Here is a 12,204-nt window from a genome sequence, read left to right as displayed (position 1 = left end):
TTCAAATATTTTCAATGACAGACCATTCCATTCCTACACATATAAAGACATTGGGAGAACTCAAAGCTTATGGCTACACTCCCAAATCTATCAAAGACGAATTGCGCGACAACCTGATCATTGCGCTGCGAAATGGCAGTGATATCTTCAAAGGAATCGTCGGTTATGAAGAAACCGTTATCCCTGATATGCAAAGGGCGATTCTTTCCCGGCACAATATGATCCTGCTTGGACTTCGGGGACAGGCCAAAACGCGTATCGCCCGGCAGATGACTGATTTACTGGATGAATATATTCCGGTAATTGCCGGTTCAGAACTTAACGATGACCCATTTCAGCCGCTTTCCCGCTTCGGAAGGGATATTGTCGCGGTAAAAGGAGATGAAACCCCCATAGAATGGATGCATCGCTCTGAAAGATATACAGAAAAGCTGGCCACACCCGACGTTACGGTCGCTGACCTTATCGGGGATGTCGATCCGATCAAAGCTGCCACCATGAAACTGCCTTATTCTGATGAAAGGGTCATCCACTACGGGCTTATTCCCCGTGCGCACAGAGGCATTTATGTAATCAACGAATTACCTGACCTTCAACCGCGTATTCAGGTGGCTTTGTTTAATATCCTCCAGGAAGGGGATATCCAGATCAGGGGTTTTAAGCTGAGACTTCCGCTGGATGTACAGTTTATCTTTACTGCCAACCCCGAAGATTATACCAACCGGGGAAGCATCGTGACTCCGCTCAAAGACCGGATCGAAAGCCAGATTCTGACTCACTACCCCAAATCGCTGGAACTTTCTCAGCAGATTACCCGCCAGGAAGCCCGTATTCCCCAACAACAAAAAGCAACGGTAGTCATTGAAGATATCTGCGCTGAATTGGTTGAGCAGGTAGCCATCGAGGCCCGGTCCAGTGAGTTTGTAGATGAGAAAAGCGGCGTATCCGCCAGGTTGACCATCACCGCCTATGAAAACCTTCACAGCTCAGTAGAAAGGCGAATCATTATCAACAATGAACCCAAAGGTTATACGCGTGTGGGCGATCTCGTGGGAGTTGTGCCTGCCATCACCGGGAAAATTGAGCTCGTATATGAAGGCGAACAGGAAGGGCCGGCTATTGTCGCACAAAAGCTGATCAATAAGGCTATCAGGGTTACATTTGCCCGCTATTTCCCCAACCCGGAAAAACTCAAAAGAAACGATAACAACAATCCTTACCGCGAAATCACCCGCTGGTTTGGTCGCGGCCAGGTTCTCGATCTCCCCGCTGATCTCAATGAAAAACAATATAGAGAAAGGCTAAAGTCTATTCCCGGACTTGAAAAACTGGTCAGGGATACCCATCCAAAAACTTCAGAAGAAAAAAAATATTTCCTCATGGAATTCGTCCTTCATGGGTTGGCAGAATATTCTCTTGTCGGAAAACAGGGTATTGATTCCGGCTCACAATTTAAAGACTTGCTGAGTGGCATGCTGAACATGCCTTCAGATGATGACGATTCGGATTATGGCGGATATTATGAAGAATGAAGAAGTTGAAAAAAAGAAAATTACCAAAGAAGGGCTCAAGAAGCTGACGGGTATATACCGCTATATACTTCCCTATCGCTGGTATTTTGTTTTGGGATTGTTTTTTCTGCTGCTTTCTACGGGTGCGACACTGACATTCCCTTATTTTTTGGGAGAACTGGTCGATGCAGCCAAGCCGCGGTTTATGGCGGATGTGGTTCTGCCTGAACTCCAAAAAGAAGTACTGCTTGGAGGCGAACTATCAGAAGCGGACATAGACAAGCTGCTCAACGCACGGGAAACCGACAATGCCCAGGTGCGCCAGCAAATAGAGACACTCCGGAAATCTGCGGAAGCCGGAGAAAAAATATCCCGGGAAGATCTTGATAAAGCCATCGCACCGCCGGAGGCAGGGGTAAAACTCTCTGAAAGCAAAATCAATTATACAGCACTTATACTCGCCGGTATTCTCAGTATTCAGGCAATTTTTTCTTTCCTGAGAATATTTCTCTTTGCCCAGGTAAGTGAGCGTGCCATGGCCGATATCAGGCTTGATCTTTACCGAAGGATTATCACCCTCCCGATTCCTTTCTTTGAGCAGCGTCGTGTCGGTGAACTTAATAGCCGCATTTCCGCGGATGTGTCCCAGCTTCAGGATATGTTGTCTTTTTCTTTGGCAGAGTTTCTGCGGCAGATTCTGACTTTTGTTATAGGAGTCGTGATTCTGGTCGTAATGATATCAACCAAACTTACGCTCTTTATGATGGGCACTTTTCCGCTGATCATCGTTGCCGCCCTGATATTTGGAAGATATATCCGCAAGCTTTCCAAATCCACACAAGATCTTCTCGCCGAGTCCAATACCATTGTCGAAGAGACTTTTCAGTCTGTTTCGATCGTCAAAGCCTTCGCCAATGAGTTGCTTGAAACCATAAAATATAAAACTGCCCTCGGGAAAGTTGTGCGTACAGCGCTACGGGCAGCTGTATTTCGCGGCGCGTTTGTCTCATTTATTTTCGTGGCCCTCTTTGGCGGAATCATCCTCGTCATCTGGTTTGGCGCCCATATGATCAATTCAGGAGAAATTGCCATCGGCCAGTTGGTGTCATTTATCCTCTACACAACCTTCATCGGAGGTTCTGTTGCGGGTATGGGAGATCTTTATGGCCAGCTACAGAAAACGATCGGCGCTTCCGAACGAATCAGAGAGATCATGGGTGAAACGCCCGAGCTTATTCTAGCCGAAGAAGAAACTGCTGCGGCAAAAATCGAAGGGAATATCGCCTTTCGCGAGGTAGGCTTTTCTTATCCGGCGAGGCCCGAAGTTGCTGTATTAAAATCATTTAGCCTCGACATTGCTGCGGGAGAAAAGATCGCCCTCGTAGGGCAGAGTGGTGCAGGAAAATCTACCGTTACCCAGCTATTGATGCGATTTTATCCGGTGGAGAACGGGCAGATTCTTGTGGACGGAAAAAGTATCAACGACTATGACCTGGCTGCTTTCCGCAAAAACCTTGGCGTCGTACCTCAGGAGGTGATACTTTTTGGCGGCAGTATCAAGGAAAATATTGCCTACGGCAGACCGAATGCAACAGAAGAAGAAATCATGGCCGCTGCAATCAAGGCCAATGCATGGGACTTTATTCAGGGTTTTCCGGAGAAACTCGATACCATTGTAGGAGAAAGAGGCATCAAGCTATCAGGAGGCCAGCGGCAGCGCATTGCGATTGCCCGGGCGATACTGAAAGATCCCGCCATCCTCATCCTCGATGAGGCCACCAGTTCACTCGACGCCGAGTCTGAAAGCCTGGTTCAGTCCGCTCTCAATAAGCTGATGGAAGGCCGTACCACCATTATCATTGCACACCGGCTTTCCACAATCCGGCAGGTGGACCGGATCTATGTGCTGAATGAAGGAAAAATTATCGAGTCGGGTTCACATGAGGAGCTTTCCATACTTCAGGCAGGTGCATACAGCAACCTGCTCAAACTTCAGTTGGAAGGATAAGCATTCGTACGTCATCTGTATTCGTTGCATGGGTAAAAATCGTAAATTGCCCCTGTATGAAGCTGATGATTCTCACCTCACGATTTCCGTATCCACTTGAAAAAGGGGACAAACTTCGTATCTATCATCAGATACGGGTGCTGAGTCAGAAACACGAAATTGTACTTTGCTCACTTACAGACCAGTCGATAAGTAACGAAGATTTTGAAGCGTTGAAACCATTCTGCTCGCAGGTCTTCACCTTTCCACTTACACGGCCCGGCATTATCTGGCACCTGATCATGACCATATTTTCCGGTCATCCGTTTCAGGTAGGGTATTTTTTCAGGCAATCAGTAAAAAAACAGCTCGATAGGATATTAGCAGCAGAAAAACCCGATGCCGTATTCTGTCAGTTGATACGGATGTATCCATATACTCAAAACTGGGATTTGCCGCTGATACTGGATTATATGGATTGTTTTTCGGTAGGTATGAATCGCCGGGCCGAACATGCAAGCTCCTGGCTTCGTCCATTTTTTAAGTGGGAAGCCCAAAAATTATCACAGGCAGAAATATATGCTTCCCGGCAATCGGGTGTGCGAACCATTATTTCGGAGCAGGACCGGCAGTTGTTGCCAGAGGAGGCCCAGGCAGGCGTAAGCATTATCCCCAACGGGATAGATACGCAATATTTTTCCCGGAAGGAAAAGCCCCCAAAGCCAGAATACCTTGTAGTATTTGTCGGGAACCTGGGCTATTTCCCCAATGTCACGGCAGCGCGGTTTCTGGTACGGAAAATCATGCCCGAAATATGGAAACAGATTCCTGATGCCAGGGTATTATTGGCCGGAGCACGTCCCACCTCAGGGGTAACGATATTGGAAAAAGACCCCAGAGTCTCTGTTTCAGGTTGGGTTGAAGATATCAGAGACGCCTATACCCAGGGAGAAGTTTTTGTCGCGCCATTATTCACGGGAAGCGGCCAGCAGAATAAAATCCTCGAGGCTATGGCTATGGGCATTCCCTGCGTAACAACCCCGCTGGTCAATAACGCCATAGGTGCAGAAACAAATACAGAAATCCTGCTTGCCGACACCGCAGAATCCTTTGCCGCGCAGGTCATTCGCATTTATAGAGATAAAAATTTACATCAGACCTTAAGCAATAAAGGGGTATCTTTCGTAAAGAACCATTTTAGTTGGGAAACATCAGTGCAAAAGCTGGAAACTTTGCTGAAACAATAATAGCATGCTTTCATTTGAAACAAGACTGCTCACCCGTCTGATCATATATGGATTTGCCGGGATCATTCTCACGGGATCTTTGGTGTACTCCAATTACCTGGCCAGGCAGTTGGAAGAAAAAGAAAAATCAGGGGTGGAATTATATCGCGACGCACTCAAATTTATCACAGACGAAATTGACCCGGATGATCCCAATTCTGCGTCAGAAGCGCTCGCGTTTATCCATAGCAGAATTATACGCCCCAATGATGACCAAACGCCAAAAATTCTGGTTGGTGAAGGAGAATCGATTGACGGCGACAATATTCAACTTCCGGAAACCCTTACTGAAGCGGAAAGAGAAATCGCCATACGGAAAAAACTTGCACAGTTAAAGCAGGAATATCCTCCCATAGAAGTCGAATTTGATGACGGGCGTTTTCAAAAGGTTTACTACGGAAATTCTCTTCTCGTACAGCGGCTTCGATGGTTTCCCTTTGTGCAGATGCTTGTGGCCTTTGTGTTTATCGGTGCCGTGTTTGCAGGGTTTGCGATCGCCAAACGAAACGAACAAAATAAAGTTTGGGTAGGACTGGCAAAAGAAACCGCCCACCAGCTTGGGACACCGGTATCCAGTCTTATGGCCTGGATTGAATTGCTGAAGCTCAAAATGGAGAACCGCCCCGATGACAGCGAACTCATATTAGAGATGGAGCGGGACATCAAAAGGCTGGAAAATATCGCAGAACGGTTTTCAAAGATTGGTTCCAAACCCGAACTCGTTGAGACAAGTCTCAAAAAAGTCCTGGATCATTCTGCCGAGTACCTCAAAAAACGAATGACTCAGCGAGGCAGTATCAAACTGGAACTACATAACAATATTCCCCTGGAGAGTAAGCTGTTTGTCAACCCACAGCTCTTTGACTGGGTGATTGAAAATCTTCTTAAAAATGCCTTGGATGCCATACAGTCCAAAGAAGGCGTAATCCGCATTGATGCTGGAGAAAGAGGGCTTCAGTATTATATTGATGTTACAGATACAGGAAAAGGCATACCCAAAAGCAATTTCAAAAAAGTATTCGAACCCGGATTTACTACCAAAAAACGCGGATGGGGATTGGGCCTGAGCCTGACAAAAAGAATAGTTGAAAATTATCACCAGGGGAAAATATTTGTAAAATCCTCAGAAGTCGACAAGGGTACGACCTTCCGGGTACTCCTTCCCAAAACCTATAAATCATGAAGACTGTATGCCACGGATCATAGCTATTGATTATGGATTAAAACGCACAGGCCTGGCCTGGACAGACCCGATGCAGATCATTGCCACGGGTATTGGTAGTTTTGATACCAGCGGGTTGGACAATAAGTTAGCAGAACTATTTGCCAGCGAAGCGATCAGTGAAATCGTGTTGGGGTTTCCGACCCGCACAGATGGCACGGATACCCATGTTACTGAAGCCGTGAGAAATCTGGGTGATCAGTTGCAAAAAAAATACCCACAGGTAAAAATACATTTCCGGGATGAGCGATTTACCTCCAAAATGGCCTTCCAGACGATGATTGACGCAGGTTTGAGCCGAAAAAAAAGACAAGACAAACACCTGGTAAACCAGATTAGTGCGACAATTATTCTTCAGGAGTTTATGGAAAATCGTTAAGTTTTGATTTTTTGCCGGAAAGAGAGAAATTTGCGAGCTGGAAAATAGTCGCAAAGAGAAAAACATGATTCTTCCCATCGTAGGTTACGGCCATCAGGTATTGAGAACAAAAGCAGCAGAAATCGGCCCCGAGTATCCGGATCTGCCTGTATTGATAGAAAATATGTTTGAAACCATGCATAATGCCCAGGGAGTGGGATTGGCTGCGCCCCAGATCAATCTTCCGATACGGGTGTTTGTAGTGGATGGTGCCCCTATGGAAGACGAAGAAATGCAGGACTTCAAACGGGTATTTATTAATCCCCAAAAAGTGGAGGAAGTAGGTAAACCCTGGGGATTTGAAGAAGGCTGCTTAAGCATTCCTGATATACGCGAAGTGGTAAGGAGAAGAAGTGATATTACCCTCCACTACTTCGACGAAAATTTTGAAGAGAAAACCGAAACCTTTTCTGGTATGAAAGCCAGAGTGATCCAGCACGAATATGACCATTTGGAGGGCATCCTTTTTATGGATCATATATCCAATCTCCGCCGCTCTATGCTAAAGCCCAAACTACAGCGAATCATCAGAGGAGATATAGATGTAGAATACCCGATGAAGTTTAACAGGAAGGCATGAAGTTCTGATGACAAGAACTGATAAATTCTTTCAAAGACGGTCATGTAAGATAATCGCGAAACATTTCTTCATTATAAAACAAAAAAACGAAAAATCAGACTTTCCTGTTACCCGTCATTTCCGCTTCAACAGGCAGTAATCACAGAATATACAGGATTTTATAAAAATTTTATTTTTTACGTAAACGATTACGGTTCATGCAATAATTGGCAGTATTTGCTCGTTTTTTTTAACATTTTATTTGGGAAGTCCGGTTTTTCCTCTTATATTTGCGAGGATATTAGGTTTAGTATGTCTCAAAATCACTTCTCTTTATGACTTCTCAAGAGTTGCACTCAAAATTACAGAACACTAAGAGCTTTCTGAACAGGGAAGTTGTTAGAAACAAACTTAACGGCAGTACTTTGCTCAGCTATCATGAGCTTGGCACTCGTCTCGACATGATCCACGAAGCTGAAAGAATTGGTGTAAGAAATCTGGGTGAACGCGAAAACAGAAAACTTACCCGCATGATCAGCCAGTTGGAAGAAATGCACAATGTTTCTCTCAACTAACAGTTTCTCTTATTCAAAAAAATGCGATGGGAAGTCTTACGGCTTCCCTTTTTTTATGAAATAATTGGAAGAATCCGGCAATTGTCTCTATATTTAGGGGCTAATTCAGAATGATCAGTTATGGAGATAAATACACCGATGATCCTGTCCACAACTATACTCAACTACGTTCCTATTTTTATCCTGATCAGTATCGCACTGTTTCTGGGGTTGTTGCTTACCAATCTTTCCTGGCTGTTGGGGCCCGCCCGTCCCAATAAGGTCAAAGGTTCGGTATATGAAAGCGGTATGGATCCCGTAGGTTCGGCCAATGAGCGTTTCTCTGTAAAATTCTATCTCGTTGCGATGTTATTTATCCTCTTTGATATCGAGGTGGTATTTATGTATCCATGGGCTGTTCAGTACCGCCAGTTGCTTCAAAAATTTGGGGTGTTCCCTTTTGTTGAAATGCTGGTTTTTATTCTGATTCTTTTTGTAGGATACATTTACGTTTATAAAAAAGGCGGGCTGAAGTGGTAATCTGACTATCTTCATTCCAATCAAAACAAAATATTCATTAATCCGGTTTTATTGTCATGGGATTAGAAAAAGCATTAGCAAAACAATTACCTCAGCAGGGGTATATGCTCACCACCGTTGATTTTGTGACCAACTGGGCACGTACCAATGCTTTATGGCCAATGCCCATGGGGCTTGCCTGCTGCGCAATCGAAATGATGGCTTTCGCCGGACCTAAATATGATGTATCCCGGTTTGGCAGTGAAGTATTTCGCTTTTCACCTCGTCAGGCTGACCTCATGATCGTAGCCGGATGGTGTACCTACAAAATGTCTCATGCAATCAAACGCATCTGGGACCAAATGCCTGACCCAAAATGGTGCTTCGCAATGGGAGCCTGCGCTTCTACCGGTGGTATGCACAGAGCTTATGGCGTTGTTCAAGGGGTAGACAATTTCCTTCCCGTTGATGTATATATTCCCGGCTGTCCGCCCAGACCAGAATCTGTTATCAAAGCACTTCAGACGATTCAGGAAAAAATCCGGAAGGAACACTCGCTCCTCCAGGACTAATCTTTCTGCAATACGCTCAACGAGGTAATGGTTGCGGCTATCGTTGCCAACGCCGGGGCCATAAACCATCCAAGTACCGGTATCATTAATATTCCGAGGAAACCGAGGCCATTGCCTATGGCCTTACTCCGGTTTTGGCGAATAAATGAAACACTCTGCCCAACGCTGTATCGTTTCCGCTCCAGTGTGTAATCCATATTGCCAAAACCGGCAAAATAAGCCTCTACACTCACACTCAGCGCTGTGGCCGCAATCGTTCCTATAACTGGGATCAGATGCAACGGCAGTATAAGTAGTGTCAAAAATATTTCTATCAGCAGATTCCGCAGCGAAACCGTAATCCCCCGGATCAGGTCTGCAAAAAAATGGCTGTCCGATAAAACCTTTTTGCCGGTTTCAATCTCTTCGATCTTCTCTGAAAGTGCTCCCATAAATGGAGATACAACAGCAAGGACAATATATTTCCCAAAAAAGAAGATGAAAAACACGGTAATTAACAAGACCAGCACATCTGCCAGGCCTTCGGCAATTCCTTTCAACCCCTCGATGGGAATCATGTCCACAATCATCTGCTCCACCGAGCTGTTGGCAAACCATACTACCGGGCCTGCTAACAACAAAAATATAGCTACCACACTTACCAAGCCCGGGATCATAATATATCGCCACAGATTGTACTGTCCGATCATTCTCAACGCCTTTCCATAGGCGGAAAGACTATCCGAAATATCTTTAATCATAGAAGCCAGGGGTTATATTAACGGATTTCGAAAGGAATTTTTTCTTCGAATCTGTCAGTAACGATATCGATATAATATTTGCCTTTCAACAGATATTTTGTGTTGAGTGTGATTGTTTTTTCACCCGCACTCAGTTCGGTATCGCTGATCGTAAGTTTTTGTTTGCCCTTATAGATTGTATAGCTGACGATGCCCGCACCCGCTCCTTCTGTACTGATACTTACCTGTTGCTCCCCTACGACCACAGCAGTTTGGGGTTTTTCGGTGAAAACTATATTGTCTCCAGCATCTAGAATCATCACAGGCTTTTGAACAACCTTTAGTCCCCGCTGGGGTTTTTCAAGTGTTTCGATTTTGACCATCGTCAGATCTTCCACATTGGAAAGCAACGAATCTGCTTTGACCGCATCGGGAATGCCGTAACCATATTTTTCATCAGGAAGACCGGCCTGGTCTCCACTCAGACGGACGGCACGGATGATATCGATATTACTGCGTTCGGGATGCGCTTGTCTGAGACAAGCGGCAAAACCTGCAATCAACGGCCCGGAAAATGAGGTGCCATTTACCCCGTAAATTCTGTTGTTAGGATTTGCAGCCATGGTGCGGCTTCCCATAGCAACTACATCTGGTTTTATACGACCATCGGATGAAGGGCCGATCGAGGAAAAACCAGAAAGATTCTGGAGACGATCTACAGAGCCTACACACAACACACTATCTGCGTCGCATGGGGCCACAATATGCTGCCAATGATTGTCGCCTTCATTACCCGCACTTACCGTGATGATGATCCCTTTCCGGGCAGCCATATCCGCCGCCTTTGTGGTTATCGCGGTATTCCCATTCATATCTTCGTAGGTATAACTTTCTTCATCATCGTCAAATTCGGTATATCCCAGAGAAGAATGAATAATATCGACCCCCAAAGAATCGGCCATTTCCACAGCTTTTACCCAATTGTATTCCTCCTGGCGGGTTTCAGAACGGGAGTTTTCGGTGCGTAATAGGATAACTGAAACATGGGGCGCGGTTCCCACCAACTGACCGGGAATATTCGCGGCAATTACCGAAAGCACCTGCGTTCCATGTGCATCCGAATGATACACCGTCTCGTCATTATCCACAAAGTCCCAGGTAGCGAGAATGCGATGTTCTGCCCGCATGGAATCAAAAGCCGCAATGGTATCTACTCCCCGAAACCCTGCGTCCAGTACCGCCATCTTCACGCCCCGACCGGTAAATCCTCTTTCATGCAGACCGGCGATATTCAGCATATTATTTTGTTCTTCTGCCTGCCCGTAAAGCAAGGGAGAATAAATGCCCGGGCTGATAGCTTCAGGCGCATCATCTGTAGCAGTCGATACGATTTGGGCAACAGGACGTATCCCCGCCACAAAATCCAGCGACAAAACCTCCGCTCTGCGGCTGCAATCCATGCGCACTACCGCAGCATTAAGCCAGCGGGAAGTCGAAACTACCTCAAAATTGTTTGACTTAAGTCTTTTCACATATGCAGGCTCTACCGGAAGATCAGAGACTGTGATGGGAATATTTTTTTCTTCGCGACGGAGAATCGCATCCGCACTTAAAAATGAGTGGGGATTTTCCAATCTGGACAAAGAACCTTTATCTTTAAAAAATACCCAAACAGCCTCCTGTCCAAAAGAAGACAAAGCCATAAAGATCAGGGTGAATACAGACAAAATATTTTTCATACCAATATTTTCGATAAATCAATTTTCCGGAGATTCCCGTTTTGTAAACGCAATTTAAAATTAGATGTTTAAGTACAAAGAAAAAAGCGACAATCTCTCTGAATATAAGCAGCCTCATGGTTAAATTTGCCATTATTCAATCTAAACTATGATCGTACGTATCGTCAGAATGGTTTTCCAGGAGGATAAACTGGAAGTTTTTCAGCAGATTTTCAATGAACACAAAAATGAAATTCGCCATTTCCCCGGGTGCCGGCAATTGGAACTGATGAAAGATGCCCGGAACCCCTTCATTCGCTATACCCATAGTTTATGGGAAGATGAAAGCAGTCTGGAAGCATATCGCAACAGTAGTGTGTTTAAGGCTGTATGGCCTAAGACCAGCGCGCTATTTTCAGAAAAACCGGTAGCCTATTCACTGATCGCTTTGGAGAAAATCGATTAGTAAAAAATGATTAATTTTGTATCCCTATGGATGACTTGACCAAATTTATATATGTGGGTGATCCCCTTTGTTCGTGGTGTTACGGTATTTCTGACGAGTTGGAGAAACTCAAAAACAGCTATGAATCTTTTCCATTTGAGGTAGTGGTAGGTGGTTTGAGAACACACGAAATCCATCCTATGAATAAGGATCTGCGGAGATTTCTCTATGAGCATTGGGCACAGGTAACAGAACTTAGCGGGCAACCTTTCAATTATGCCATTCTCGATCCCGAAAGTGCATTTGTTTACGATACCGAAAAACCCTGCCGGGCTGTGGTTGCATTTCGCCATTTACAGCCAGAATCTACACTTTCGTTTTTCAAATCAATCCAGCATTCCTTTTACAGAGACAATCAGGACACGGGTAAAGTTGAAACCTATTTCCCGCTGCTTGAGCCATTTGGCGTAGATCCTGTGGCGTTTGAGGCCCTGTTTTACAAGGAAGACGTGCGGAAAGAGACAACGGATGATTTTTTATGGGCAAGACAAGTGGGGGCAAATAGTTTCCCCACGATGCTGTTGCAGCATAACCGTACGCTATGGGCGATTTCAATCGGCTATAGTACTTTTGAACGGATGGACGCTATTGTTCAACGGATTTTCAACGGAGAAGCGCCCCGTAGCGAATAGTC

The 12,204-nt window shown here is 45.2% G+C and carries 13 protein-coding genes; 11 read left to right on the top strand and 2 right to left on the bottom strand.

Going from position 1 to position 12,204, the window contains the following annotated elements; genetic code table 11:
* Window positions 1-14: 14 nt before the first annotated feature.
* From R3D00_06425 to nuoB, 9 genes are all read left to right on the top strand, one after another.
* Window positions 15-1,532, top strand: a complete 1,518-nt coding sequence (locus tag R3D00_06425) for a sigma 54-interacting transcriptional regulator (protein ID MEZ4772803.1) — start codon at window positions 15-17, stop codon at window positions 1,530-1,532.
* The gene (locus tag R3D00_06420; protein ID MEZ4772802.1) at window positions 1,492-3,519 is read left to right on the top strand and encodes an ABC transporter transmembrane domain-containing protein; all 2,028 of its coding nucleotides are present in this window, start codon (window positions 1,492-1,494) and stop codon (window positions 3,517-3,519) included. Before R3D00_06425 ends, R3D00_06420 begins: the two co-directional genes overlap by 41 nt.
* 56 nt (window positions 3,520-3,575) lie before the next feature.
* The gene (locus R3D00_06415) at window positions 3,576-4,745 is read left to right on the top strand and encodes a glycosyltransferase (GenBank protein ID MEZ4772801.1); all 1,170 of its coding nucleotides are present in this window, start codon (window positions 3,576-3,578) and stop codon (window positions 4,743-4,745) included.
* Window positions 4,746-4,749: 4 nt separating this feature from the next.
* A complete protein-coding gene (locus R3D00_06410; protein ID MEZ4772800.1) occupies window positions 4,750-5,967 on the top strand; it encodes a HAMP domain-containing sensor histidine kinase in 1,218 nt (405 codons plus the stop codon).
* 7 nt (window positions 5,968-5,974) lie between these two features.
* Window positions 5,975-6,385, top strand: a complete 411-nt coding sequence (gene ruvX / locus R3D00_06405; protein ID MEZ4772799.1) for a Holliday junction resolvase RuvX — start codon at window positions 5,975-5,977, stop codon at window positions 6,383-6,385.
* A gap of 64 nt (window positions 6,386-6,449) precedes the next feature.
* Entirely contained in the window at window positions 6,450-7,004 is a 555-nt protein-coding gene (def, locus tag R3D00_06400) for a peptide deformylase (GenBank protein MEZ4772798.1), read from the top strand.
* A gap of 404 nt (window positions 7,005-7,408) precedes the next feature.
* The gene (locus tag R3D00_06395; protein ID MEZ4772797.1) at window positions 7,409-7,558 is read left to right on the top strand and encodes a hypothetical protein; all 150 of its coding nucleotides are present in this window, start codon (window positions 7,409-7,411) and stop codon (window positions 7,556-7,558) included.
* A 120-nt stretch (window positions 7,559-7,678) separates the two neighbouring features.
* Window positions 7,679-8,077 carry an NADH-quinone oxidoreductase subunit A gene (locus tag R3D00_06390; protein ID MEZ4772796.1) on the top strand — a complete coding sequence of 133 codons (399 nt, stop codon included), beginning with the start codon at window positions 7,679-7,681 and terminating at the stop codon, window positions 8,075-8,077.
* Between the two features lie 56 nt (window positions 8,078-8,133).
* Window positions 8,134-8,628: an NADH-quinone oxidoreductase subunit NuoB gene (nuoB, locus tag R3D00_06385; GenBank protein ID MEZ4772795.1), complete on the top strand. Its 495-nt coding sequence runs from the start codon at window positions 8,134-8,136 to the stop codon at window positions 8,626-8,628.
* Here nuoB and R3D00_06380 read toward each other — a convergent pair.
* Together R3D00_06380 and R3D00_06375 are read right to left on the bottom strand one after the other, a co-directional pair.
* Window positions 8,625-9,368: an EI24 domain-containing protein gene (locus tag R3D00_06380; protein MEZ4772794.1), complete on the bottom strand. Its 744-nt coding sequence runs from the start codon at window positions 9,366-9,368 to the stop codon at window positions 8,625-8,627. The two genes, nuoB and R3D00_06380, sit on opposite strands and share 4 nt — an antisense overlap.
* Before the next feature lie 17 nt (window positions 9,369-9,385).
* Window positions 9,386-11,086, bottom strand: coding sequence for a S8 family serine peptidase (locus tag R3D00_06375; GenBank protein ID MEZ4772793.1), 1,701 nt, complete (start codon window positions 11,084-11,086; stop codon window positions 9,386-9,388).
* Between the two features lie 148 nt (window positions 11,087-11,234).
* Here R3D00_06375 and R3D00_06370 point away from each other — a divergent pair, with 148 nt between their 5' ends.
* The gene (locus tag R3D00_06370) at window positions 11,235-11,531 is read left to right on the top strand and encodes an antibiotic biosynthesis monooxygenase family protein (GenBank protein ID MEZ4772792.1); all 297 of its coding nucleotides are present in this window, start codon (window positions 11,235-11,237) and stop codon (window positions 11,529-11,531) included.
* A 26-nt stretch (window positions 11,532-11,557) separates the two neighbouring features.
* On the top strand, window positions 11,558-12,202 hold the full coding sequence (locus R3D00_06365) for a DsbA family protein (protein ID MEZ4772791.1): 645 nt from the start codon (window positions 11,558-11,560) through the stop codon (window positions 12,200-12,202).
* Window positions 12,203-12,204: the final 2 nt, after the last annotated feature.

This window comes from Bacteroidia bacterium (genome assembly GCA_041391665.1).
GTDB lineage: Bacteria > Bacteroidota > Bacteroidia > J057 > J057 > JAGQVA01.
The sequence above is the reverse complement of the archived record's forward strand: the minus strand, read 5'-3'. Positions and strand labels throughout refer to the sequence as shown.